The organism is Achromobacter insuavis (assembly GCF_902859645.1).
Lineage (GTDB): Bacteria > Pseudomonadota > Gammaproteobacteria > Burkholderiales > Burkholderiaceae_B > Achromobacter > Achromobacter insuavis.
In genome coordinates, this window is the sequence record NZ_CADIJR010000015.1 from 38,691 (window position 1) to 62,338 (window position 23,648).

Here is a 23,648-nt window from a genome sequence, read left to right on the forward strand (position 1 = left end):
GCGCTATACTTATTTGAAGTAATAAGCTAATTGCCAAAAGTAATTAATCATGATGACCGCGACCCTGCTGGGACTGTGCATCGGTGTCTCCCTGGGCCTGACGGGCGCCGGCGGCGGCATCCTGGCCGTGCCCGCGCTGATGTTCGGACTGGGCCTGACGCTGACGCAGGCGGCGCCGGTGGCGTTGATCGCCGTGGGCATCGCGTCGGCGGTCGGCGCCCTGCAGGGCCTGATGCGCGGACTGGTGCGCTACAAGGCCGCCCTGTTGATGGCCGCGGTGGGCGCGCTGACCGCACCGGTGGGATTGTCGCTGGCGCGCCGCTTGCCGGCGCATTGGCTTAGTCTGACTTTTGCGGCGGTGATGCTGCTGGTGGCCGCGCGCATGGTGCAGCAGTCGCGCCGCCAGGCGCCGGCCCCGGGCGCGGCCGACGCCCCGCCCAAGGCCTGCCGCCTCTCGCCCGAGACCGGCCGCTTCGTCTGGAACCGCCTGACGGCCGCCACGCTCGGCGGCATCGGCGCCGTATCCGGCCTGTGCACCGGCATGCTCGGCGTGGGCGGCGGCTTCATCATCGTGCCGGCGCTGACGCACTTCAGCGACGCGCGCATGATCAGCATCGTCTCGACCTCGCTCATGGTGATCGCGCTGGTATCGGCCGCCACGGTCAGTTCCGCGCTGCTGCACGGCCTGACGCTCTCGGCCGCGCAATGGGCCTTCGTGGCGGCGGCCATCGCCGGCATGGCGGCCGGCCGCACGCTGGCGCCGCGCGTGCCGCAAGCGGTGCTGCAACGGGTGTTCGCCGCGGTCTGCGTGGTGGTCGCCGCCGTGCTCGCCTGGCGCGCCTGACGCCCGTCCGGCGCCCCACCCGGGCGCCCTGCGGCGCCCCGGGATCGCCCGCGCTTTCCTGACACCGCTTCCCCGAGCGCCCCGCCTGGGCGCCGCGCCCCGGCACCGCCGCGGCTTCCGATCTGATGCGAGTTAACGCTCAGATAATCCGGACCATGCAAGATGGCCAGCATGACGGAAATATCTCATATCCCTCTGCACGCGTGGCGCTCGAGCGCGGCCCCGCCCGCCTGGCCTGGCTTCATGCTCGCCTCGCCGCATCCGCGCCCGCCGCCCGCGTTCACGCCACCCTTGGCCGACCCTTGTTCCGCCGCGTGAACAAGCGCCCCCACGCCGCGAGCGGCACATCCGCATCGCCGTCCCCGACGAACCGCGAAACGCCTCGACATTCCATGCGAATGAAATAGATCCCCTTTCGGGCGGAAGAAAAACCGGCGCCAAGCCGACCCATAATTTTCTGCGCCCGGCGCATCCGTTTTTTTCAACCACTGCGCGGCATCCAGCGCAGGCAAGCCCCCCCTCGGATATCAATAAGGACTATCCATGTTTAAGAAGACGCTCCTCGCCACCGCAACCACCGCCGCCCTCCTGGGCCCGGTCGCGGCGTTCGCCGCTGGTGATTTCGGCCAAGGCACCATCACGTTCACCGGCTCGGTCACCGAAGCGCCTTGCAGCATCACGGCCGCGGATTCCAACCTGGCCATCGATCTGGGCCAGGTCTCCAAGAAAGACCTGACCACCACAGGCAAGTTCTCCACCTCGGTGCCGATCAACGTCCACCTGATGGGGTGCACGTTTGACACGGATACCGGCACTAGCCCGAACCCGAACGGCAAGCTGTCGAAGATTGGCGTGACGTTCACTGGCGCCTCGACCACCCCGGCGTCGGGCTATCTCACCAACACCGGCAATGCCGCCAACGTCGTGGTCCAGCTGCTCGACAAGGACAACAACACGCCGATCAAGATCGGCACCGCCCCGACGGCGGCGACCGCACAGCAGATGACGACTGGCAACGGCAACGTGCTGAACTTCTTCGCCCGCCTGATGGCGACCGGCGTGGGCGCCGCCGGCTCGGTCAACAGCTCGGTGACCTATACGTTGACGTATTTCTAAGCGGCCCGCCGCCGCGACTCCCCGCGCCCGAGAACCCCGCCGCCCACGCGGCGGGGGTATCCGACGCCCTCCATTCCGTACCGAGGTGGCCGCGCCGCCACATCGCTGCCGAGGTTTTCCGGCAATCCCTGAGGCCGGAGATACGGCAAAAGACATCATGATCCTGGCCCGCTTGGCATCACTCATGGCAATCAGTACCTTTGTGCTGTCGGCACAGGCCACGGAATTCAGCAGCGGCTTTCTCAATACCAAAGACAAGCGCAACATCGACCTGTCGAGCTTCAGCCGCGACGGCTACCTCGCGCCCGGCAGCTATCTGGTCGACTTCTACCTGAATCAGCGCCTGATCCAGGGCCAGTACCTGGTCAAGGTGGTGCCGGTGATCGACGACGGCAGTGTGTTCTGTATCACTCCGGCGATGCTCGACATGCTGACGCTCAAGGACGACGCCGTGGCGCGGCTGGCCAACGTCAACACCGAGGCCGGCCCCTGCATCGACCTGGACACGCCCGACAGCAAGGTCGAGTACCGGCCCGACAGCCAGTCGCTGACCGTGACGCTGCCGCAGGCCTGGCTGCAATACCAGGACCCCGACTGGGTCCCGCCGGCGCGCTGGAGCGACGGCGTCAACGGCGTGATTCTCGACTACAACCTGCTGGCCAACCGCTACATGGCGCAGCAAGGCGGCAACACGAGCAGCTACACCTTGTACGGCACCGCCGGCGTGAACCTGGGCGCATGGCGCCTGCGCAGCGATTACCAATACAACCGCTACGACAGCCGAGGAGCCTCGCAATCCAGCTTCAGCCTGCCGCAGACCTACCTGTTCCGGCCGCTGCCGCAGTGGGGCGCGAAGCTGACGCTGGGCCAGACCTATCTGTCATCCTCCATCTTCGACTCGTTCCGCTTCGCCGGCGTCACGCTGGCCAGCGACGAGCGCATGCTGCCGCCGTCGCTGCAGGGCTATGCGCCGCAGGTGACCGGCATCGCCAACAGCAACGCGCAGGTGACGGTCAGCCAGAACGGCCGCCTGCTGTACCAGACGCGGGTGTCGCCGGGCCCCTTCGTGCTGCCCGCGCTGAACCGCAACATCAGCGGCAACCTGGACGTGACGCTGCAGGAAAGCGACGGCAGCACCCGCAGCTGGCAGATCACGACGGCCAGCGTGCCGTTCATGACGCGCAAGGGCAACCTGCGCTACCAGGTGTCGGCCGGACGGCCGTTGTTCGGCGGCCGCGCCAACAACCAGATAGCGGCCCCCGGCTTCGTGATGGGCGAGGCCACCTGGGGCGCGTTCAACGACACCTCGCTGTATGGCGGCGTGATCGCCACCAACGGCAACTACCAGGCGCTGGCGCTGGGCGCCGGCCAGAACCTGGGAGTGCTGGGCGCACTGTCGGCCGACGTGACCCGCTCGGATGCAAAACTGCCGTTCTCGAACGCGCCGCGCCGCATCGGCTACAGCTACCGCGTCAACTACGCCAAGACCTTCGACAGCCTGGGCAGCACCATCGCCTTCATGGGCTACCGGTTCTCGGGGCGGCACTTCCTGTCGCTGCAGGAATACATTTCGCGCGCGGCCATGCGTGGCGAGTACTTCCGCGACGAGAAGCAAAGCTACACGGTGGCGTACAGCCAATACATCCGTCCGCTGGAAATGAGCGTGTCGCTGTCGCTGAGCCGGCTGAACTACTGGAACGACGGCGCCACCAACAACCACTACATGCTGTCGCTCAACAAGAACGCCAGCTTCGGCTGGCTGCGCAACGTCAACCTGTCGCTGTCGTTCGCCCGCACCCAGAGCTTCTACGGCGAGACCGAGAACCAGATCTACGCCATGGTCAGCATTCCCCTGGGCGACAACCGCCAGGCCAGCTATGGCTACCAGAACAGCGGCAACGGGCGCATGCAGCACACCGCCAGCTACACCGACTTCAGCAGCGCGGACACCACCTGGAACCTGAGCGCAAGCGACGAGCGCAGCGGCGCCGCCCAGCGCCAGAACGTGAGCGGCAACATCCAGACCCGCACGCCCTATGGCCGCGCCAGCGCCGACTTCACCATGCAGCCCGGCCAATACCGCAACGTGGGCCTGAACTGGTATGGCTCGCTGACGGCCACGGCCGCCGGCGCGGCGTTCGGCCAGCCGGCCGCCGGCAACGAACCGCGCCTGATGGTCGACACCGACGGCATTGGCGGCGTGCCGGTGGACAACGGCAGCGGCGTCACCAACCGCTTCGGCATCGCCGTGGTCAACAGCGTGTCGAGCTACCACGAAAGCAGCGTGGCGGTGGACGTGAACGCCCTGCCCGACGATGTGGACGTGGCCGACTCGATCATCAGCCAGGTGCTGACCGAAGGCGCCATCGGCTACTCGCGCGTCCGCGCCAGCCAGGGCGAGCAGGTGCTGGGCCACGTGCGGCTGGCCGACGGCCACAGCCCGCCGCTGGGCGCCCTGGTGCTGTCCACCCGCACCGGCAGGACAGCCGGCATGGTGGGTGACGACGGGCTGGTCTATCTGACCGGCGTGGCAGCGGAAGACCGCGACGCGCTCACCGTGACCTGGGCCGGCGAAAAGGAATGCCATCTGACCCTGCCCGACCCCGCGGCCTTGGCCGAAGGCCCGCAGCCCCTGCCCTGCCGATGAGGCGAGGCCTCCCCGCATCCCACGACGACTCCCTTGAAAGCACAGACATGAAAATCAGCCATATGTCCGGACCGATTCTTGGCGCCTTGCTGGCTCTGCCCGCAGCTGGCCAGGCCGCGGTCAACGTGGACCGCACCCGCATCATCATGGGCGCCGAACAGAAATCGGTGTCGATCGTCCTGACCAATGAAAGCACCGATACGCCTTACCTGGCGCAGTCCTGGATCGAGGACCACGACGGCAAGATGACCAACGACCTGCTGGCGCTGCCCCCGCTGCAACGCATCGACGCGAGCAAGAAGGCGCAGGTGCGGATCATGCAGATGAACGCCGCCGCCAAGGCGCGCCTGCCGCAGGACCGCGAAACGCTGTTCTATTTCAACGTGCGCGAGATTCCGCCGGCGCCCAAGGACAAGAACGCCAGCATCCTGCAGCTGACCACACAGAGCCAGCTCAAGCTGTTCCTGCGGCCGGCCAATCTCGCCGAACGCGGCGAGGCGGCGCCGGAGCAGGTCTTGCAGGCGCGCACCGACGGCCACACGCTGACGCTCAAGAACGCCTCGCCCTACTACGCTACCGTGATCTGGCTGGGCCAGACCGTCAAGCAACGGCTGCCCGGCTTCGATGCCCCCATCATGCTGGCGCCGTTCTCCGAGCAGACCCTGAAAGCGCAACTGCCCGCGAGCGCCACGGAACTGATGCTGGGCAATGTGGACGACTACGGCGGCCTGCGCATGAACCGCTACCGCTGCGCGGCGGGGGAATGCGTGTTCAAGGAGCGGATAAGTGAATAGGCGAAGACGGCGTGGCCCCGCCTGCCCGCCGCCTCGCCCTCAGCGTCGACAGACCCAGTAGGCGATGGCCAGCATCCCGACCAGGGTCCAGCCAATGGCCATCGCGGCGTGTTCGCCCTGATGCGAGCCATGGAGGTACAGGCCGCAGACTGCCGCGGCGGTGAACACGATCAGCACCCCAAGCACGAAGGGGCGCCAATGCGTGCGTGCGGCGCGTAAGCGCCCGCTCGATGCAACTCGGGGTTTGCGCATGGACTGGGAAATTGTTTTGCCGGAGTTACATTCCGCCAAATTTCCCATGAACGGAACAGTGTGTTCCGTTATTCGCACTAATGAGACGATTCACTCTTATTTCGCCGCCGGCAGCGCGGGCAGCGGACGCACCGCCAGGACCCGCGCGCCGACGGTCGCATCGACCTGGAAGCGCCGGACCAGTTGCGTCAAGCGGCCGGCCTGCTCGCGCAGGCTGGCGGCCGCGGCGGCGGCCTGTTCCACCAGCGCGGCGTTCTGCTGGGTGACGCCATCCATCTGCGCCACGGCCTGGTTGACCTGGCCGATGCCGGTGGATTGTTCGGCCGAGGCGCCGGCGATTTCGCGCACCAGCGTCACGGCCTGGCCGACGCTGGCCACCACTTCGCGCATGGTGCGGCCGGCGGCGTCGGCCTGGCGCGCGCCGTCTTCGACGCGGCTGGCGGACTCGTTGATGAGGGCGTTGATCTCCTTGGCGGCCACGGCCGAGCGCTGCGCCAGGGTGCGCACCTCGCCCGCCACCACGGCAAAGCCGCGGCCCTGCTCGCCCGCGCGCGCGGCCTCGACCGCGGCATTCAGGGCCAGGATGTTGGTCTGGAACGCAATGCCGTCGATCACGTTCGTGATATCGGCGATGCGGCGCGAGCTGTCGGAGATGGCCTCCATGGTGCGCACCACGCCGTCGACCTCGTTGCCGCCGCGCACCGCCACGGCCGAGGCCTGGGTGACGAGCTGCTCGGCCTGGCCGGCATGGCTGGCGTTCAGTTGCACGGTGCCGGTCAGTTGCTCCATAGAGGCGGCGGTTTCCTCCAGTGAGGCGGCTTGTTCCTCGGTGCGCTGCGACAGGTCGGCGTTGCCCTGGGCGATCTCGGAGGAGGCCGAGGCGATGCCCTCGCAGCCGTCGCGCACGTCGCGCACGATGCCCGCCAGGTTGTGGTTCATGGCCTGCAGCGCGGCCATCAGGTCGCCGGTCTCGTCGCGGGTAGCGACGCGGATGTCGCCGGTCAGGTCGCCGGCGGCCACTCGCCGGGCGGCGTCGACGGCCTGGCCAAGCGGGCGCACGATACCGCGCGTCATGAGCCAGCCCAGCAGAAGACCGAGCACGACGCCGGCGATCGACAGCGCGATCATGAAATCGCTCACGCGCTGGTACAGGCCAGACGCTTGCGCGACCGATTCCGCCGTGACCTCTTCCTTGTTGGCCGCCAGTTCGCTCAAGAGCGCATCCAGCTTCTCCGAAGACGCGATCACGTGTTGCTCGATCTCGGCGGCGCGCGGGTCCTTCTGTATCGGCGGCAGGGCGCTGGCGGCGGAGAAGAAGGCCTCGGCGTCACGCTTCCAGGCGTCTTCAAGCTGCTTGAAGCGGCTCAGCAACTGGCGCCCCCGCGGGGTGTGGTAATAGCCGTCGGCGCGTTCGCGCAGCCTGTCCAGGGCTTGCACGGCATCGTCGAACTGTTTGCGCACGGCCTGGCGTTCGCGCTCGGTGGAGGCCGCCAGGTAGCTGTTGCGGGCGCGGCCGGCGTAGACCAGTTGTATGTTGGCCTCCCTCATTTCGGACAATCCGCGCAGCTCGACGTCATAGAGTTCGCTGTTCATGGCGTTGATATGGGCCATGCCCCAGACGCCGAAGGCGCCGATCGCCCCCCCAAGCACCGCCACCAACAGGAACGCCGCCGACAAGCGGGCGCGAATACGCAAACCAGAGAACAGCCGAAACATGCTTACTTCCTATATCTGCCCCGGCGGAATGGCGCATGGCCTCTAGCTCTTGTCCGGGGCGGTGTTGAACCGGACCAAGAATCGTGATTCTTGGTGGTAGCCAGGGATCCCCCTGGGAACGTCTGACTTGTCAGACCGTTCAACCGAATAAATAAAGCATTTTCTTAATGACATTATGGATTTCATTAATAAGTAGGACTCCACGTAAGACTGAATTTCCAGGCATACGGCATTCGCACGACGGCGAGGACGGCGCCGTTCTGGCGTCCGATATTGCGACGGCAAACCGCGCCATCGCTCGCTGCTAATGGCGGGTTAATGCAGGGCAACGAGCATTGCTGCGAAGGTGTCCATGCGTGCGCAACGCGTGGGCATTCTTATTGCGTCAAAGGTTCCCGATGGTCGGCAGCCACGACGCTCGAGGAAGCTCCACCGCCATGCGTCACCCGCCGTCCCTCCCGTTCGCGTCCAGACTCGCCGTCTCGATCCTGAGCCTCGCCATCCTGGCCGCCTGCGGCGGCGGTGGCGGCGGCGATCATGACCATGCCGGCGGGAGCCTGCCAGGGGCGGGAGGGACCGGTGGGGGTAGCGGTGGCGGCGGTAGTGGCGGCACGGGTGGCGGCGGCGGGACCGGCTCGGTCGGCGCGCCCGTTCCGCCTGTCGCGCCTGTCAACCCCGTGCCGCCCGCCGTGCCGGTCGATCCCGTCAATCCCGCTCCGCCGGCGACACCACCTGATCCCGTCACGCCCACTCCGCCCGCGACACCGCCTGATCCCGTCACGCCCACTCCGCCCGCGACGCCGCCTGATCCCGTCACGCCCACTCCGCCAGCGACGCCGCCTGACCCCGTCACGCCCACGCCGCCGGCAGCACCGCCTGACCCGGTTCCGCCCGCGACGCCGCCCGATCCCGCGGACCCCGCTCCGCCCCTGGCCCCGATCGATCCCGACGCCCCGGTCGATCCCGGCGGCGCCGGCATCGCTGGCTGGCGGCCCACCTCGCCCACGCCGGTTGCGCCGGCCGCGGCAGCCTTCGATGGCGCCGGCGTCAACGTCGGCGTGATCGACAATGGCTTCCCTGCCGATCCCACCACGGACCACCACCAGGCGGCGATTGCGGGCGTGCTGCGCCGGGTCATCGCGCCCGAGGCCGCCGAAGCCACCGACGAGCACGGCGCCATCAAGACGCACGGCGCCATTGTCAGCCGCATCATCGGCGGCCAGGTCGTGGCTGGCGACAGCTTCCCCAAGGGCTCGGCCACGGGCATCGGCCTGTACCAGGCGAATCTGCCGTCCACGTTCAATGCCCTGGTGCTGCATGCCCGGTTGACTTCCCTGACCGCGAGCGGAGTCACTATCGTCAACAACTCCTGGTCCTTCGCCACCGAGCCCGAATACGCCTTGCCTGGCGGCGACCAGGCCAAGGCCGATTCACCGATCGTGATGAGCTTCTTCCCGATCCTGGACACCGCCGTGACCCGCAATGGCCAGCTGCTGATCTGGGCCAACGGCAACGAATCCCAGCCCAACCCCTACCTGCTGGCCGGCGCGCCCTATGTCGCGCCGCCGCTCGAACGCGGCTGGCTGACGGTGGCCCAGCTGCTGGCCGACGGCAACCTCGCGCCATGGTCGAACGCCTGCGGAGTGGCGGCGAACTGGTGCATCAGCACGCGCTCGCCGGACGACGCCAAGCTGACGGGCACCTCGTTTGCCGCCCCGGTGGTCGCGGCGACCGCGGCGCTGGTGTCGCAGGCCTACCCCTGGATGGACAACAGCGCCTTGCGCCAGACCTTGCTGTCGACCGCCGACGACATGGGCGACCGCGCGCGCTTCGGCTGGGGCCGGCTGAACCCGGACCGCGCGGTGCGCGGCCCGGCGCTGTTCGACACGCGCCTGACGCTGAGCGGCGATTTCGTGGCCGACTTCAATGCCCGGCAATCGGCCTTCTTCAATGACATCGGCGGCAATGCCGGCCTGACCAAGAACGGCACTGGCGAGCTGGTCCTGTGGGGCGCGAACCACTATGCCGGCGCCACGACCATCAACCGGGGCACCCTCACGCTGTACGGCAGCGTCGCCAGCGACATCGCGATCCAGGCGGACGGCGCGCTGGGCGCCGACGGCGGCGTGGCGGGCGGGTCAGTGCGCAACAACGGCGCGCTGGCGGCCTACGGCAACGGCCTGCACATCATGCGGGACTACGACGCCCTGCGTCCGGAGGCGAAGCTGACGATCCAGCTCGGCACGACCGTCACGATCGACGGCCAGGCAGCCCTGAACGACTCCGGCCTGGTGATCGCCAAGCCCGACGATTCCTACCTGGTCCGGCATCGCGAAACCGCCCTCAAGGCAGGACAGGTCGCCGGCCGCTTCGGCACGGTGGCCGGGTCGGCGGGCCTGCTGTATTCGGTCAGCCCAAATTACTCCGCGACCCAGGTCGACCTGGACGTGGCGCGCAACAACGTGGCCACCGTGGCGCACAGCCTGTATGCCGGCCAGACCAGCCGCCTGGCCGCCGCGCAGGCCGTCGAGACGGCGTTCCAGGCCGCCGACGCGACTGCGCTGGGCGACGACGCGAACGTCAGCGATACCTTCATGCGGGCGGCGGCGAAGCTGCAGGCCGTCGGCGACGCGGCGGCGCTGGCCACGGCGCTGGACAGCCTGAGCGGACAGATCCACGCCTCGTCGCAGGCGCTGACCTTCCAGCAGTCGCAAGCCGTGAACCGCGTGCTGTCCAACCGCGTCGACGACCTGTCCCTGCCGGGCGCCCGGACCGGGCCCTGGGTCGACATGGCCGGCGGCAACGGCCGGCTCAGGCAGGCCGGCTTTGCCGGCGCCGACACGCGCCTGTTCGGCGGTCAGTTCGGCGTCGACCAACGCCTGGGCGATGCCGGCATCGTCGGCGTGGCGTTCAACTGGTCCGAGGCCAAGGCGGACTTCGACCGCTACGGCGGCCGCGCCAGGAGCCAGGGCACCGGCCTGTCGCTCTATGGCCGTTACGGCGCTGACGGCGGGCCGTATGTGGCGGGCCGCGCCGGCCACGCCTGGATCCACGCCGACATCCAGCGCGACATCCTGGCCGGCGGCGCCGACCACCTGGACAGCGGCCGCGATGACCGCCTGATCTCGCTGTATGTCGAGGCGGGCCATGCGTTCGACCTGGACGGCACGCGCCTGACGCCGTTCGTGGGCCTGTCCCACGACCACCTGCGGCGCGGCGCGATCCATGAGCGCGACAGCGCCTTCGGCCTGAAGGCCGACGCCAAGTCCTACGGCCAGAGCGCCGCGCTGCTCGGCCTGCGGCTGCAATCGTCGCCGCTCGACTGGGCCGGCGGCGCCACCACCTTCAGCGGCTATGGCGCGTACCGCTATGGCAACGCGACGCCGCTCGATTTCACCGCTGCGTTCGCGGGCGCGCCCGACGCGTCATTCCAGGTCCAGGGCATCGGGCTGCCGCGCCACACCGGCTGGCTCGGCCTGGGCGCCCACTCGCTGCTGGGCAACCGGGTGTCGTGGTTCATCCAGGGCGATCTGCAGTTCGGCCAGGGCGGCCTGGCCAACACGGTGTTGTCGACGGGGCTGCGGTACTGGTTCGATTGACGCGGGCCGGCCTGCTCCATCGACACGGCAAGCGCCGGCGGCGCCAGGGCGTTGATCAGGTTCATCGGCAAGGCGATGGCGGCCATCGCCGCCGCATAGCCGGCCTTGTCGAAGAACACCAGCGGCATGGTGGCCCGCGCCACCGCGAAGGCGCCGCTGCCGACCCCGAACAGCAACAGGTAGCCGACGACCGGCAGCAGGCCGGCGCCGCCGATCCAGATGGCGACCAGCCCCAGCGGGATCACCGCGCCCGCGGCGATGCCGGTGGACAGCCCGTCCCAGCGTCCTCCGCCCAGCAGGTCGAGCACGCGCCCGCCGACCTTGAAAACGCCCAGCAGCGACGCGACCGCGACGGCGCGCGCCAGGTCCATGCCCATGGCCTGCAGCAGCGGCACGCCCACGGCCTGGATGCCGAACGTGACGAAGCTGTTCAAGGCAATCGCGGCCACCAGCAGCACGAAGATCCTGCCATGGGAGCCGGCGCCGCGCCGCGCGGCCACTGCCGCCGTCGCTTCGGTCGCGGGCAGGCCGAACCAGAGCAGCGGGCCCACGGCCAGCGCCATGACGGCGGCGTACACGAGCAGCGCATCGCGCCAGCCGATCAGGTGATCGAGAAACGCCGTGACCGGCAGGAACACGCTGCCCGCCAGGCCCGTCACCAGCATCAGCGTGCCGATGAGGCCGCGCGCCTGTTCCTGCGCATATTCCACGACGTAGGCATAGGCGGCGGTCGTCAGGAAGGCGGCGCCCGCCTTCCCGCCGCGCGCCGGCCTAGCGCCCCTTGTCCATCGACAGCGGCACGCCCCAGATCGGATCTTCCATGCCCTGCTTGCCCAGCGGCGTGATCTGCATGGGCTGCAGCTTGGCCAGCAGCGCCTGGTGCTCGGCGCTCAGGGTCCGCTGCGCCAGGTACTTCTGCGCGAACTCCATCGGCGCCGGGCGGGTGTAGACGGTCAGGTCCTCCAGCGGGCACTCGATCATCTTGGGGTCGACCGCGCGGCAGGCCGACTGGCGGAACTTGTAGCTGGGCGTCTTCAGGTGCATGCGCTGGCTCAGCACCAGTTGACCGCCCTGCAGCGTGAAGCTGGCCAGCGCCTGCTTGGGCGGGATGCGCGCCTGCACCTTGATGGCGGGAATATCGCGCGAATCGGTTTCCTCGTAGTAGCCCGCCGGCATCCCCGCCGAGGTCTCGGTGTATTGCTGCTCGCCCCAGCTCACGCAGGCGCCCGAAGCCACGTGCACGGCCGTGCAGACCTGGCGCGTCTTGGTCTCGCTGTGGGTGGTGGCGTCGCGCCACGCCTCCTGCCTGTAGAACTCGCGATAGAGTTCCGGCGAAAGATAGGCGGTGCCGTTGGCGCCGCGGCCCGATCCCTCCGGCCCGCGCTTGGCCCCGACCTGATCGAGCAGCGCATTCAGCTTGTAGTCGTCGCCGCCGGTCAGCAGGTATTTGCCGGGCGGCAGGATATGCACCTCGAACGCCTGGAACAGGTAGGTTTCCTTCGGGTCGCGCTTGAGCGCATTGGTCTGGAACTTGCGGCTGAAGGTCACCTGCGGCGCCTTCTCGTGCATCCAGATCACGGTCGGAGTCCACTGCGTCATGGTCAAGGCGTCTTTCAGCGTCGCGTGCGGCATCAGGTCGGCCACCAGCACCACGGCCATGTCCGATTTGAGCGCCTCGTTGATCAGGTCCAGCAGTTGCCCGTAGCGCGGATCGTCGCGGGTGCCGTATCCGTTCGAGGACGGCATGTTCACGCACCCCGACAGCGCCAGCGTAAGCGTCAGGAGGGACAAGGCAAGGCGCGGGCGCGGCAAGGTCATGGATCGGTCCTTAAATGAGGCAGAATCGTTCTGAGCGCGCATGCTACTGGCTGGCGGCGGAATGGCAATGGCCGCGTGCTCGCCTGAAACATAAGGCCGCGTTGTCCGTCTGGCGGCCTGGGCCGTCCGTCGCGCGCCACGGACGGCGCAACACCTGCAATGGCGCGGCCCGGGGGCAGCATGGCGGGTCAGGATCGAGCATCCGCGGGCCGGCCGGACCGGCCGCCCGATGACAATTATTGTTGCGATTGTTTCCTGTTGAGGCCGCCGCGCATGATCAATGGTCCGCGCCGTTCTATCTGTCCCAGGTCGGCTTTCTGATCCTGGTGCTCTGCCTCGCACCGATCTCATTGCGAGGGACGCCTCGCAAATATCAGACTAACAGTAAGACCAGAGAGCGCGTTTTCCGACACGAGCAAATCTAGAATCGGATTGGCATCGTTTCCGCGATGCGCCGCGGGAAGCGCCCAGGCCTGTCCTCCCCGCGGTCGACGCAATCCGTGGCCAGGGATGACCAGTGCAGGTATGCGCGTTCTTGTCGTTGAAGATCAGCCGGAATGGGCCGAAAGCGTGTCGAACCACATCGCCGGCCTCGGGCGCACGGTGCAGGCCTGTGGCACCCTGCAGGACGCGCTGGCCCACATCAGGCAGGACGCGCCCGGCATCCTGGTGACGGCGGCATCGCTGCCTGACGGCGACATGCTCGACCACATCGCCTCGCTGCGCCGCACGTTTCCCGCCATGGGCATCATCGTGCTGACCGACAACGTGCGCATGCCTGCGCAGCTGCAAAGCCTGAGCGACGGCGCCGACCATTACCTGATCAAGCCGATCCAGCTCGCGCTGCTGGCCGCCACCGTCTGCGCGCTCGAGCGCCGGCTCGTGACCGCGATGCCCGGCGTCGACACACGCCGCAACTGGACCCTGAACGTGCAGTCGCGCCAGCTGCGTTCATCGGACGGCGAACAACTGGAACTGACCGCCAAGGAATCCATCATCCTGGCGTCACTGATCCAGAGTCCGAAATTTCCCATCAGCCACAAGCGCATGTCGCAGAATCTCGGCTACCCGGAAGTCATCTACGACCAGCACCGCATCGACGCGCTGCTCTATCGGGTCCGCAAGAAACTCGCGACCCTGCGCGACGCGCCCATGCAGATCCGCAATATCTATTCCGAAGGGTCCTTGCTGGTGATGCGCGAAAGCACGATCCGCATCGCCACGCATTCCTGATCGACGCGCCGCCTTGTTCGACAACGCCGACAACGCCGACAACGCCGACAACGCCGACAACGATAGGACCCTGGCGGCTCGCGATTGTTGCGCCGTCGAGTATTTATGAGTTTTCAGCAACGCGAAACGCCTACACTGCAGGTGTCTTGCAACTTTCCCCAAGAGAGACAAGGCCGAAGGCCCCACCCGCTTATCCGCGTGTGGGGCCTTCTTCTTTTGCGACGGCAAGCATGCGTCTTCAGCCCGCGATTTCCGCATCAAATCTCATAAAAAATCATAAGACTGCCGTTTGCCCGGCAATCATCTAAAGATCATTTTCGCCATGTCGTAGTCCTGGCAACGGACGAACCTGAACGCTGATTCTCAGTTCATCACGTTGGCAATCGGGCAGCTCCCTGCCCGGTGCGATCAAGCCTTTCTCTGCTAGGAGCTAACACATGGCCGCAGTCATCAATACCAACTATCTGTCGCTGGTCGCGCAGAACAACCTCAACAAATCGCAGTCGGCGCTCGGCACCGCGATCGAGCGCCTGTCCTCGGGCCTGCGCATCAACAGCGCCAAGGACGACGCGGCCGGCATGGCCATCGCCAACCGCTTCACCGCCAACGTCAAGGGCCTGACGCAGGCGGCGCGCAACGCCAACGACGGCATCTCGCTGGCGCAGACCACCGAAGGCGCCGCGGCCGAGATCAACACCCACCTGCAGCGTGTGCGCGAGCTGGCGGTGCAGGCCGGCAACAGCAGCTACTCGCAAGAGCAGCGCAATTCGATGCAGGACGAAATCAACCAACGCCTGTCGGACATCGACCGCATCTCGGAACAGACCGACTTCAACGGCGTGAAGGTGCTGTCGGCCAAGGCAGAGCCCCTGACGCTGCAGGTCGGCGCCAACGACGGCGAAACCATCAGCCTGAACCTGTCGGAAATCAGCATCAAGACGCTGGGCCTGGACGGCTTCAACGTCAACGGCTCGGGCGTGACCCAGAACCGCACGGCCACGGTGACCGACCTGACCGCGGCCAACGGTACCCAAACGGGCAACGACTGGGTCGTGCAGACCAACCACGCCTCGGCCACTGCGGACCAGGTATTCGGCAAGCTGGAAAACGGCAACAAGGTCACGCTTGGCGCCGTCGTGCCGTCGTCCGCCACCACGTACACCTACGACGCCGCCAACAACAACTTCTCGTTCGTCGACAAGTCGGCCTCCGACGCAGCTTCCGTCACGGCCCTGGCCAACTCGCTGCGCCCGCCCACCGGCACCGCCACCGGCACCTACGTCCATGCCAACGGCACCGCGTCGACCACCTTCGAAGTCGACGCCACGGGCGCCATCAAGGTCAATGGCTCGGCGGCATACCTCGACGCCGGCGGCAACATGACCACCAACAGCGCCAGCGGCACGGCGGCCACGCTCGACACGGTGATGACGGCCGTGTCGAACAACACCGCCGCCGCCGGTAACTCGTCGCTGTCCATCGGCGGCAAGACGTACCAGAACATGGGGGGCGCCGCCTCCGCCGCGGCCCATGTCACGTTCATCAGCACCTCCTCGTCCGATGCATTGCTGGCCAAGGCCAAGGCCAACGCCACGGCCAACGACGTAACCGTCACGCTGGGCTCGGGCATCGCCTCCGCCACCGTAAGCTTCACCAGCGGCACGTCGACCAACACCTACGTCGATGACAAGGGCGCATTCACGACCACCGCGAACTTCCAGACGAACTACCACGTCGACCCCACCTCGGGCCAAGCCACCGTGACGGGCGGCACCGGCACGGGCGACTACGCCCCCAAGACGGGTTCGCTCGCCTACGTCAGCGCGTCGGGCAAGCTGACCACCGATACCACCAGCAAGGGCACGCTGACCGCCGATCCCATGAAGGCGCTGGACGCCGCCTTCACCAAGCTGGACAAGATGACCGGTGAACTGGGCGCCGTGCAGAACCGCCTGGAATCGACCATCGCCAACCTGAACAACGTGATCAACAACCTGGCCAACGCCCGCTCGCGCATCCAGGACGCTGACTACGCCACGGAAGTGTCGAACATGTCGAAGGCCCAGATCCTGCAACAGGCCGGCACGTCGGTCCTGGCGCAAGCCAACCAGGTGCCGCAGACGGTGCTGTCGCTGCTGCGTTGATCGCATAAGCGGCCCCGCCCGGCCGGCCCCCGTCCGTCGCGCATCGCGGCGGGCGGGGGCCGGCCTTTTCTATCGGTCGAGCGGATCTACAATGCGGACTTCCTTTTCGGGAGTCCTTCCATGCTCGGTGTCACCGACTATGGCGCATTCGTCCTCGCCTTCATCATGCTGCTGATCATCCCCGGCCCGGGCAATTTCGCCCTGCTGACCGCCACCGGCAAGGGCGGCATCAAGGCGGGCCTGGCGGCGACCTGCGGCGTGATCCTGGGCGACCAGGTGCTGATGTGGCTGGCCGTGGCGGGCGTCTCGGCCCTGCTGGCCGCCTACCCCACCGCGTTCCATATCGTGCAGTGGGCCGGCGCCGCGTATCTCGCCTGGCTGGGCCTGCAAATGATGCGCAGCAAGCCCGGCGCCGCGCCGCGCCCGAGTCGCATGGACAATGGCCATTACCTGCGCCAGACCGCGATGATCACCTTGCTGAACCCCAAGGCGATCATGTTCTACATGGCATTCTTCCCGCTATTCATCGATCCGGTCCGGCACCAGGGGCTGGTGACCTTCGCCTTCATGGCGGTCACGGTGGCGGCGCTGACGTTTCTCTACGGCCTGGCGGCGGTGCTGCTGACGCACCACCTGGCCGAACGCATGCGCGCCAATCCGCGCGTGGCGAACCTGCTGGAGCGGCTGGCGGGGGTGTTCCTGCTGGGGTTCGCGGTGAAGCTGGCAGCGATCCGGTAGGCCAAGCCGATACGGCCGGCAACCTGGCATGCGGTCATGCGGATTGCAGCACTTTCACGGCGACTTCGGGCGCGCGTTCCACGATCTTGAGCAGTGCAATGGCAGGCCCGGTGGGATTGCGATGCCGCTGCTCCCAATTCTGCAGCGTGCGAGTGCTGACATGGATGGCCGCGGCGAATTCGGCCTGGGACATCTGGACACGCTCGCGAATGGCCCGCACATTGATGGGCCCCAGCTTCGTGACCCGTCCGGGCGTCAGTTGGCCCTTGCGGATCGCTCGCACCTGGTCCAGGCCTTCGCTCAAGAGATCGAACGTGGATGGTTCCGTAGTCTTTGGTTTGGCTTTCTTGGGCATGCAGATCATTTCGTCCCGGGACATCCTCACATTCTGGATTCTCTCTCTCAGAAGACCATCCGTGTGCAGCAAGCACACAACCTTGGGACGCTTTCCTTGTCACCCGGCGACCCGCCACACGTCAATGGAAAGCCTGACGGCGGCGATGACCCAATAGGCTGGCGCCGCGTCCGCTTGAACGGCTATGCTGGGACACGCTCAGTCGCGACGACTCACACGGCCGGGCGGCAACCGCGGCAACCCGATACCCGCAGGCGTACGCGCCGGCCCCACCCTCCCCCCCGCACCGGCGCTCGCACCATGACGACCAACTACACGGAAGCCTTCATCACGGTCTCTCCCGACAGCACCGCCACGGTGGGGACCACGCCGACCAAGGCGGGTTCGATCGCGCAGATCCAGCACGATCTGCTGACGCGGCAGCCGTATCACTACACCAGTGACGACCTGCTGTTCGAGGTGCACGCCATCCGCCACGGTATCGCGGCCAAGGACAGAAAGCCGGCGCGCGAGGCGTTCTTCGCCAAGTCGCAGGCGTGCCTGCGCGCCTCGCCGCTGGTCAAGCAGTTCGGCTGGGGCCTGCATCACGACGCCGAGTCGAAGGTCGCGGCCTATGGCGTCGACACCCAGGCCTACCGCGACCTCAGCGCGCGCGCCGATCTCAAGATCGTGCCCGGCATGCGCAGCAAGCGGGCCGCCGTTTCCTGACGCAGAGATGCCTGTGCTTGCAGTACCAGACGGTGAAGGCCACCGGATCGCGGCCCGACGACGGCTTCAATCCGCCGGCCGATGACAGACGGCTTCGACGTTGTGCCCATCCGGCCCGATCACGAAAGCCGCATAGTAATTGGAATGATAGTGAGGACGCAGTCCCGGCGGACCGTTGTCTTTTCCGCCTGCCGCCAGCGCCGCGGCGTGGAACAGGTCCACCTGTTCCCGGGAATCGGCGGCAATGGCGATATGCAAGGGCGCGCTGACGCGGGACTGCGCATACAACCACAGCGACGGCTTGCCCTGCCTGCCCAGGCCGATGCTTCCCGGCCCTTCCATGGCAAGACCCACGCCGAGAGGCGCAAACGCCTTGAGAAAAAACTCGCGGCTCCGATCCATGTCGCTGACACCAAAACCGATGTGATCAAACATATTCTTCTCCGCTGCCGTCGCCACCGGCACGTACCGTCATAGGCGTTCGGGCCAACTGATTTCGGGCATGCGAGTCGGTCCACGCCTTGCGCGACGGACACGCGAGATCCCCGCAGGGATCATTCCCCCTTCTTGCGCGAGCGGAACGCCGCCACCTTCATGCGGTTGCCGCACACGGCCATGCTGCACCAGCGGCGCCGGTGCGACTTGGTCTTGTCGTGGAACATCAGCGTGCAGTCGTGCGCCTCGCATTGCCGCACGAGTTCCAGCTGCGTATCGGTCAGCAGACGGACGACGGCCTGGGCGATGGGTTCGAGAAAGCTGGCCGCGTCGTCGTGGCGGCGCTGCCTGATCACCTTGAACGACGCGCTGGCGTCGTCCCACCGCAGTTCCTTGGACGCACGGCCAGCCAGCAGCACCTGGTTGACGACGCTGGCATCCGACGCGCCCTCGTGCTTGGCGGCATGCACCAGCGACCTGGCGTTGTCGCGCAGCCGCAGGGCCAGCGCCCGCAGCCCCTTGGGCGCCGCGCCGACGTCCTCGGGCAACGCGCCGGCCAGCTTCAACCAGGCCAGCACGGCCTCGTCGTCGGCGAAACAGTCGTGATGCGCCGCCCCGACGCCGAATTCACTGTTGATGAAATCGAGCGCGAGGTCGTCCCCGACGAACATCGGGGCTTTTGGGGTTTTGGCGGTTTCCAGCATTCGCCCAATGTAACCGATAAAAAATTAATTGACCAGTTACCCAAGCTATGAGTAACCTTTTAAATCCAATTTATCGGTTACAAGGAGATTTGTCATGGTTACGAAGACATTGATGGGCGCGGCCGGGCTGGCGGCGCTGGTGCTGGCCGGCGGCGCCCAGGCGGCCGACCTCCAGGTCCACCACCGCTTCGAACAGGTGGGCGACGTGAAGGTGTTCTACCGCGAGGCGGGCGCGCCCGATGCGCCGACGGTGCTGCTGCTGCACGGCTATGCCGCGTCGTCGTTCATGTATCGCAACCTGATTCCGATGCTGGCGGACAAGTACCACGTCGTCGCGCCCGACCTGCCGGGCTTCGGCTTCACCGAAGCGCCCGCCCGCGGCAAGTACGCCTACACGTTCGACCAGTTGGCCAGGACCATCGACCAGTTCACCCAGCAGCTGAAGCTGGACCGCTACGCCATCCAGGTCTTCGACTACGGCGCGCCGGTGGGCTGGCGCCTGGCGCTGGCGCATCCCGACCGCATCACCGCGATCATTTCGCAGAACGGCAATGCGTACGAGGAAGGACTGGGACAGGGCTGGGCGCCGATCCAGCGCTATTGGAAGGAGCCGTCACAGGCCAATCGCGAGGCGCTGCGCGACTTCCCGACGCCGGCGTCGATCGAATGGCAGTACCTGGAAGGCGTGCCGGACAAGAGCCTGGTGGCGCCGGATGCGATCGCGCTTGAGAGCTATCTGGTGTCCCGGCCGGGCAACGCCGAGGTGCAGCTCGACCTGCTGCTGGACTATGCGTCGAACGTGGCAAAGTATCCGGCGTTCCAGGCGTATTTTCGCGAGCACCAGCCACCGCTACTGGCGGTCTGGGGCAAGAACGATCCGTTCTTCCTGCCGGCCGGCGCCGAGGCGTGGAAGCGGGATATTCCGGGCGCGGACGTACGGCTCTATGACACGGGGCACCTGGCGCTGGAGACGCATGGGGTGGAGATCGGGGGGGTGATCCGGGAGTTTCTGGATCGGAATGTGAAGTGATAATGAGATCGCGCATACGCGCGTGCACTACGGATAACTCCACCCGAAGGATTCGTCCTGTGTAAGACAAACCGCCCATGCGGGCGGTTTTTCTTTGGCGAGGTTCCTCAGCCTGCTACGCAGCTTTGCGCATGTCTTCAGTGAGATGCATATCGATGTGGATATCAGCGAATGGGCATATCAACCCGCCCTCCACGTCTTGCTCCAGAAGCCCAAGATCGACGAGAGCGCGCGCATCCTGGTGAACGCGCCTCACATCCCGGCCCAGGCGGCGGGCCAGCTCGCGCACGCCGACTCGACCTGCGCCCAACATCTCCCGCACCATGTTCCACCTCAGCTCCGTCAACTGCCCGAAGAATGCCGCTGCGGATTCGAAATTCAGCCTTTCCCCCTGATACCCGCCGGACTGCGCCCCGGCGACGGCCCGCTTGCTGGCGCTGGTCAGAAAGGCACGCCAATCCTGATTGATAGTGATAGTCAGAGTTCGCTTCATGTTCAGGTCCTCCATTTCGTGACCTCAGCGACGAAGTCCTCCAGCAATTGCGCCACACCGCGAAATTCGTAGGGAAACTCTTCGTCTCCCTGGTGCATGTGGTCGCCCTTACCGCGCTCGTTATCGAAACCAACGATCCGCTGCCCTCCACGGGCATACACCAACCGGTACTTGAACCCGTGTGAGGTCGGCGGAACTGGCTGTGGCACCTTCCAGATAACAATTTGCATAATGCCGCCTTCGGCATCGACGCTTTTCTCGCTGAGAATCAGAGTAGCGTTCATGTTGTCAATCTTGCCAACAAAGAACGAGTGTTGTCAAGATTGACAACACTCTAAATGAAGTACTGAGCCAGGCCCCGTCCCGCAAGAATTGGCGGGCGTTGCGACAATGAGGGATCCGAGCTGCTGTGTCAGCACAAGACGCGCAAAAGCGGATGCATTCACGCCTCAGGAGGTCGGGGAGCCCCGGCCTCCTGAGACTTTTATCCTGCTTGTTTCTGAATCGCCGACTATTGGCCGGGTTCGTATCCACCGGCTAGCTCTCGGTGACACGCTGCGTGTCTTGCCAGCATCAACAGAGTTTGGCTTGACCACGGGATTGGACTGGTAGGCGCCTGCGGTGCAGGCCCTTCGCGCAATGAAAAAAGGCACTCCGCTTTCGCGTAAGTGCCTTTTCCATGCCGTTTCCAGCGAATTCTTTGGGGTGGCTGATGGGACTCGAACCCACGACAACTGGAATCACAATCCAGGACTCTACCAACTGAGCTACAGCCACCACTGGGGTGTTTCTCTTTGCCGCCGGGCCCGTTGTTTCGTGCCCAACCGCGAAGAGGCCGAACTATAGCACGATTTTTCGGGCTGTGTAAAACAGTCCGCCCCCAGCCAGCGATCCGCCCTCCCGGCAGCCCGCCCCGGCCGGACTTGCCACCCGCGCCGGCCTTGCTATCCTTGGCGCTCGGATCATTCTCTGGAGGCCCGCGCCGCGCCGTTGCCATGGATCGCATACACCAACTACTGATTGATTACTGGCCCCACATGGTGTTCACCATCAGCGTGGTGGCGGGCGCGGGCGCGGCGGTGCATGCGGCCATGACCAAGCAGGATGTGCGGTCGGCCATCGGCTGGGTGGGGCTGGCGCTGTTTTCGCCGTTGTTCGGGGCGCTGGCCTATTTCGTGGCGGGGATCAACCGGATCCGCAAGACGCGGCTGTCGCAGCAGCGCGACGAGGCGATGCTGGTGGATGCGGCGCTGGTGGAGACGCCGAGCGTGGACGTGGCGCCGATCTCGGGGCCGCAGTTCGCGTCGCTGAAGGTGCTGGGCGACCGGGTCAGCCGCTTCCGGCTGCTGGGCGGCAACGCGGTGCGGCCGCTGGCCGGCGGCGACGAGACCTATCCGGCGATGCTGCAGGCGATCCGCGAGGCGCGGCACGCGGTGGCGATGCAGAGCTATATCTTCGACAACGACGCGATCGGGCGCGAGATGGCGCAGGCGCTGATCGAGGCGCACGGGCGCGGGGTGCAGGTGCGGGTGCTGATCGACGCGATCGGGGCCAAGTATTCGCGGCCGCCGATCGTGCGGATGCTGGCGCGCGGCGGGGTGCCGGTGGCGCGCTTCATGACCAATCCGCTGGGGGTGCTGCGCATGCCGTACGCCAACCTGCGCAGCCACCGCAAGGTGCTGGTGGTGGACGGGCGCGTCGGGTTCACCGGCGGGATGAACGTGCGGGCGGCGTTCGTGACGGCGCTGTCGGGCCCGGCGACCAATGTCGATACGCATTTCCGGGTGGAAGGACCGATCGTGACGCAGCTGATGTCGGTGTTCGCGCACGATTGGAATTTCACGACGCATGAGTCGCTGCCGGCGCAGCCGTGGTTCGATCCGCAGGCGCAGCCGCCGCATGGGGCGGTGCCGATGCGCTGCGTGCCGTCGGGGCCGGACCGCGCCCTGGGCAGCGCGCACAGCATCCTGCTGGGCGCGCTGGCGGTGGCGCAGCGGCATGTGCGGATCCAGTCGCCCTACTTCCTGCCGGACCAGCCGCTGATCGGCGCGCTGGCGACGGCGGCGCGGCGCGGGGTGGTGGTGGATATCGTGATTCCGGGCAAGAACAACCTGCGGCTGGTCGACTATGCCATGACGGCGCAGCTGGACCAGGTGGTGCGCACGGGCTGCCGGGTGTGGCGCTCGCAAGGGGCGTTCGACCACTCGAAGCTGATGACGGTGGACGACGGCTGGGCCTATGTGGGATCGTCGAACCTGGATCCGCGCAGCCTGCGGCTCAATTTCGAGCTGGATACCGAGATCTACGACGTGGACGTGGCGCGCTGGGTGGGCGCCCGGATCGACGCGCAGGTGGCCGGGGCGCGCCGCCAGACGCTGGAGGAGCTGCTGCAGGCGCCGTTCGCCAAGCGGCTTCGCAACAAGGTGATCTGGCTGGCGACGCCGTATCTGTAGGCCGATGCCAGGCACAGGGCCGGCCGTTCAGCCGTCCGAGGTCGGCACCGCCGCCTGGCGCACGGCGAAGACGGCGCTGGCCTTGAGCACCAGGCGTTCGTCCACTTTCAGGTGGCAGGTGGCGTAGATCAGGCGCTTGCCGCGCTTGTCGATGGTGACGTGGGCTTCGAGCCAGTCGCCGGGCATGACGGCGTTGAGGTATTCGACCGACATCTGCGCGGTGACGACCGAGGCCTGGCACTGGTGGGCGATGACGAAGCCGAGGGCGCTGTCGGCCAGGGTGGCGAGCAGGCCGCCATGGGCCATGCCGTGCATGTTGCCGTGGGCCGGGCCGATGCGCATGGCCAGCACGTCGTCGGCGTCGCGCCGGTAGAAGCCGCCCAGGTCCGCCAGGTGGCGCATGAATTGGCTGCTGGGAAGCCAGGGCGCGAAGCCGGCGGGAATGGTGTCTGTCATGGCGAGGGGGAAGGTGCGCTGCGCAATGCCCCACGGTAGCGCAAACCGCCGCGCGCGCGCCAGCGCCGGCGCGGGGCGACCGGTGAGCGGACAATATCTGGCGCAACTGGCGC

20 protein-coding genes, 1 tRNA gene and 1 pseudogene are annotated in these 23,648 nt (G+C 66.8%); 11 read left to right on the forward strand and 11 right to left on the reverse strand.

Annotated elements, in window-relative coordinates; translation table 11 throughout:
- Positions 1-52 precede the first annotated feature (52 nt).
- The 4 genes from H0523_RS10880 to H0523_RS10895 all read left to right on the forward strand — a co-directional run bounded on the left by H0523_RS10880 (position 53) and on the right by H0523_RS10895 (position 5,401).
- Positions 53-844, forward strand: a complete 792-nt coding sequence (locus H0523_RS10880) for a sulfite exporter TauE/SafE family protein (protein WP_369815768.1) — start codon at positions 53-55, stop codon at positions 842-844.
- Between the two features lie 543 nt (positions 845-1,387).
- Positions 1,388-1,960 (forward strand): fimbrial protein, encoded by a 573-nt coding sequence (locus tag H0523_RS10885; RefSeq protein ID WP_054431572.1) that lies wholly within the window; start codon positions 1,388-1,390, stop codon positions 1,958-1,960.
- Between the two features lie 184 nt (positions 1,961-2,144).
- Positions 2,145-4,607, forward strand: a complete 2,463-nt coding sequence (locus H0523_RS10890) for a fimbria/pilus outer membrane usher protein (protein WP_231689774.1) — start codon at positions 2,145-2,147, stop codon at positions 4,605-4,607.
- Positions 4,608-4,654: 47 nt separating this feature from the next.
- Entirely contained in the window at positions 4,655-5,401 is a 747-nt protein-coding gene (locus H0523_RS10895; RefSeq protein WP_054431574.1) for a fimbria/pilus periplasmic chaperone, read from the forward strand.
- Positions 5,402-5,440: 39 nt separating this feature from the next.
- Here H0523_RS10895 and H0523_RS10900 read toward each other — a convergent pair whose 3' ends face one another.
- Positions 5,441-5,587 carry a hypothetical protein gene (locus H0523_RS10900; RefSeq protein ID WP_156350092.1) on the reverse strand — a complete coding sequence of 49 codons (147 nt, stop codon included), beginning with the start codon at positions 5,585-5,587 and terminating at the stop codon, positions 5,441-5,443.
- Between the two features lie 162 nt (positions 5,588-5,749).
- A complete protein-coding gene (locus H0523_RS10905; protein WP_054431575.1) occupies positions 5,750-7,369 on the reverse strand; it encodes a methyl-accepting chemotaxis protein in 1,620 nt (539 codons plus the stop codon).
- Between the two features lie 689 nt (positions 7,370-8,058).
- Between H0523_RS10905 and H0523_RS10910 the strand changes: the two genes are divergently transcribed.
- Positions 8,059-10,968 (forward strand): autotransporter family protein, encoded by a 2,910-nt coding sequence (locus H0523_RS10910; protein ID WP_231689792.1) that lies wholly within the window; start codon positions 8,059-8,061, stop codon positions 10,966-10,968.
- Between the two features lie 50 nt (positions 10,969-11,018).
- Here H0523_RS10910 and H0523_RS32450 read toward each other — a convergent pair.
- Together H0523_RS32450 and H0523_RS10920 are read right to left on the reverse strand one after the other, a co-directional pair.
- Positions 11,019-11,783, reverse strand: a pseudogene (locus H0523_RS32450) (MFS transporter); the annotation flags it as partial.
- The gene (locus tag H0523_RS10920) at positions 11,740-12,786 is read right to left on the reverse strand and encodes a hypothetical protein (RefSeq protein ID WP_054431577.1); all 1,047 of its coding nucleotides are present in this window, start codon (positions 12,784-12,786) and stop codon (positions 11,740-11,742) included. The gene H0523_RS10920 and the pseudogene H0523_RS32450, both read right to left, overlap by 44 nt.
- Positions 12,787-13,311: 525 nt before the next feature.
- Here H0523_RS10920 and H0523_RS10925 point away from each other — a divergent pair.
- From H0523_RS10925 to H0523_RS10935, 3 genes are all read left to right on the forward strand, one after another.
- The gene (locus H0523_RS10925; protein ID WP_054431578.1) at positions 13,312-14,019 is read left to right on the forward strand and encodes a response regulator transcription factor; all 708 of its coding nucleotides are present in this window, start codon (positions 13,312-13,314) and stop codon (positions 14,017-14,019) included.
- A gap of 437 nt (positions 14,020-14,456) precedes the next feature.
- Positions 14,457-16,163, forward strand: a complete 1,707-nt coding sequence (locus tag H0523_RS10930; protein WP_054431579.1) for a flagellin N-terminal helical domain-containing protein — start codon at positions 14,457-14,459, stop codon at positions 16,161-16,163.
- A 120-nt stretch (positions 16,164-16,283) separates the two neighbouring features.
- On the forward strand, positions 16,284-16,901 hold the full coding sequence (locus tag H0523_RS10935; protein WP_054417714.1) for a LysE family transporter: 618 nt from the start codon (positions 16,284-16,286) through the stop codon (positions 16,899-16,901).
- A gap of 34 nt (positions 16,902-16,935) precedes the next feature.
- On the opposite strand, the gene nadS is transcribed toward H0523_RS10935, so the two are convergent.
- Positions 16,936-17,256 carry a NadS family protein gene (gene nadS, locus H0523_RS10940; protein WP_054431726.1) on the reverse strand — a complete coding sequence of 107 codons (321 nt, stop codon included), beginning with the start codon at positions 17,254-17,256 and terminating at the stop codon, positions 16,936-16,938.
- Between the two features lie 300 nt (positions 17,257-17,556).
- On the opposite strand from nadS, the gene H0523_RS10945 reads away from it, so the two are divergent.
- On the forward strand, positions 17,557-17,964 hold the full coding sequence (locus H0523_RS10945) for a DUF6157 family protein (RefSeq protein WP_054431580.1): 408 nt from the start codon (positions 17,557-17,559) through the stop codon (positions 17,962-17,964).
- A 66-nt stretch (positions 17,965-18,030) separates the two neighbouring features.
- Here the strand turns inward: H0523_RS10945 and H0523_RS10950 are convergent, their stop codons facing one another.
- Both H0523_RS10950 and H0523_RS10955 read right to left on the reverse strand, forming a co-directional pair.
- The gene (locus H0523_RS10950; protein ID WP_054431581.1) at positions 18,031-18,399 is read right to left on the reverse strand and encodes a VOC family protein; all 369 of its coding nucleotides are present in this window, start codon (positions 18,397-18,399) and stop codon (positions 18,031-18,033) included.
- Between the two features lie 119 nt (positions 18,400-18,518).
- On the reverse strand, positions 18,519-19,070 hold the full coding sequence (locus tag H0523_RS10955; protein WP_231689773.1) for a CGNR zinc finger domain-containing protein: 552 nt from the start codon (positions 19,068-19,070) through the stop codon (positions 18,519-18,521).
- Positions 19,071-19,215: 145 nt separating this feature from the next.
- Between H0523_RS10955 and H0523_RS10960 the strand changes: the two genes are divergently transcribed.
- Positions 19,216-20,133 carry an alpha/beta fold hydrolase gene (locus tag H0523_RS10960; RefSeq protein ID WP_369817061.1) on the forward strand — a complete coding sequence of 306 codons (918 nt, stop codon included), beginning with the start codon at positions 19,216-19,218 and terminating at the stop codon, positions 20,131-20,133.
- A 115-nt stretch (positions 20,134-20,248) separates the two neighbouring features.
- Here the strand turns inward: H0523_RS10960 and H0523_RS10965 are convergent, their stop codons facing one another.
- The 3 genes from H0523_RS10965 to H0523_RS10975 all read right to left on the reverse strand — a co-directional run bounded on the left by H0523_RS10965 (position 20,249) and on the right by H0523_RS10975 (position 21,403).
- Positions 20,249-20,626 (reverse strand): HVO_A0114 family putative DNA-binding protein, encoded by a 378-nt coding sequence (locus H0523_RS10965; RefSeq protein ID WP_054431727.1) that lies wholly within the window; start codon positions 20,624-20,626, stop codon positions 20,249-20,251.
- Positions 20,627-20,628: 2 nt separating this feature from the next.
- Positions 20,629-20,910, reverse strand: a complete 282-nt coding sequence (locus H0523_RS10970; protein WP_054431584.1) for a toxin-antitoxin system TumE family protein — start codon at positions 20,908-20,910, stop codon at positions 20,629-20,631.
- 417 nt (positions 20,911-21,327) lie between these two features.
- Positions 21,328-21,403 (reverse strand) — tRNA-His (locus H0523_RS10975).
- A 218-nt stretch (positions 21,404-21,621) separates the two neighbouring features.
- On the opposite strand from H0523_RS10975, the gene H0523_RS10980 reads away from it, so the two are divergent.
- Positions 21,622-23,079, forward strand: coding sequence for a phospholipase D-like domain-containing protein (locus tag H0523_RS10980; protein WP_054431585.1), 1,458 nt, complete (start codon positions 21,622-21,624; stop codon positions 23,077-23,079).
- A 27-nt stretch (positions 23,080-23,106) separates the two neighbouring features.
- Here the strand turns inward: H0523_RS10980 and H0523_RS10985 are convergent, their stop codons facing one another.
- A complete protein-coding gene (locus H0523_RS10985; RefSeq protein ID WP_054431586.1) occupies positions 23,107-23,535 on the reverse strand; it encodes a PaaI family thioesterase in 429 nt (142 codons plus the stop codon).
- Positions 23,536-23,648: the final 113 nt, after the last annotated feature.

What these genes read in the sequence shown, in the direction of transcription:
- H0523_RS10880 (WP_369815768.1), top strand. Translation starts at nt 53, where the DNA reads ATGACCGCGACCCTGCTGGGACTGTGCATCGGTGTCTCCCTGGGCCTG.
- H0523_RS10885 (WP_054431572.1), top strand. Translation starts at nt 1,388, where the DNA reads ATGTTTAAGAAGACGCTCCTCGCCACCGCAACCACCGCCGCCCTCCTG.
- H0523_RS10890 (WP_231689774.1), top strand. Translation starts at nt 2,145, where the DNA reads ATGGCAATCAGTACCTTTGTGCTGTCGGCACAGGCCACGGAATTCAGC.
- H0523_RS10895 (WP_054431574.1), top strand. Translation starts at nt 4,655, where the DNA reads ATGAAAATCAGCCATATGTCCGGACCGATTCTTGGCGCCTTGCTGGCT.
- H0523_RS10905 (WP_054431575.1), bottom strand. Translation starts at nt 7,369, where the DNA reads ATGTTTCGGCTGTTCTCTGGTTTGCGTATTCGCGCCCGCTTGTCGGCG.
- H0523_RS10920 (WP_054431577.1), bottom strand. Translation starts at nt 12,786, where the DNA reads ATGACCTTGCCGCGCCCGCGCCTTGCCTTGTCCCTCCTGACGCTTACG.
- H0523_RS10925 (WP_054431578.1), top strand. Translation starts at nt 13,312, where the DNA reads ATGCGCGTTCTTGTCGTTGAAGATCAGCCGGAATGGGCCGAAAGCGTG.
- H0523_RS10930 (WP_054431579.1), top strand. Translation starts at nt 14,457, where the DNA reads ATGGCCGCAGTCATCAATACCAACTATCTGTCGCTGGTCGCGCAGAAC.
- H0523_RS10935 (WP_054417714.1), top strand. Translation starts at nt 16,284, where the DNA reads ATGCTCGGTGTCACCGACTATGGCGCATTCGTCCTCGCCTTCATCATG.
- nadS (WP_054431726.1), bottom strand. Translation starts at nt 17,256, where the DNA reads ATGCCCAAGAAAGCCAAACCAAAGACTACGGAACCATCCACGTTCGAT.
- H0523_RS10945 (WP_054431580.1), top strand. Translation starts at nt 17,557, where the DNA reads ATGACGACCAACTACACGGAAGCCTTCATCACGGTCTCTCCCGACAGC.
- H0523_RS10950 (WP_054431581.1), bottom strand. Translation starts at nt 18,399, where the DNA reads ATGTTTGATCACATCGGTTTTGGTGTCAGCGACATGGATCGGAGCCGC.
- H0523_RS10955 (WP_231689773.1), bottom strand. Translation starts at nt 19,070, where the DNA reads ATGTTCGTCGGGGACGACCTCGCGCTCGATTTCATCAACAGTGAATTC.
- H0523_RS10960 (WP_369817061.1), top strand. Translation starts at nt 19,216, where the DNA reads ATGGGCGCGGCCGGGCTGGCGGCGCTGGTGCTGGCCGGCGGCGCCCAG.
- H0523_RS10965 (WP_054431727.1), bottom strand. Translation starts at nt 20,626, where the DNA reads ATGAAGCGAACTCTGACTATCACTATCAATCAGGATTGGCGTGCCTTT.
- H0523_RS10970 (WP_054431584.1), bottom strand. Translation starts at nt 20,910, where the DNA reads ATGAACGCTACTCTGATTCTCAGCGAGAAAAGCGTCGATGCCGAAGGC.
- H0523_RS10980 (WP_054431585.1), top strand. Translation starts at nt 21,622, where the DNA reads ATGGATCGCATACACCAACTACTGATTGATTACTGGCCCCACATGGTG.
- H0523_RS10985 (WP_054431586.1), bottom strand. Translation starts at nt 23,535, where the DNA reads ATGACAGACACCATTCCCGCCGGCTTCGCGCCCTGGCTTCCCAGCAGC.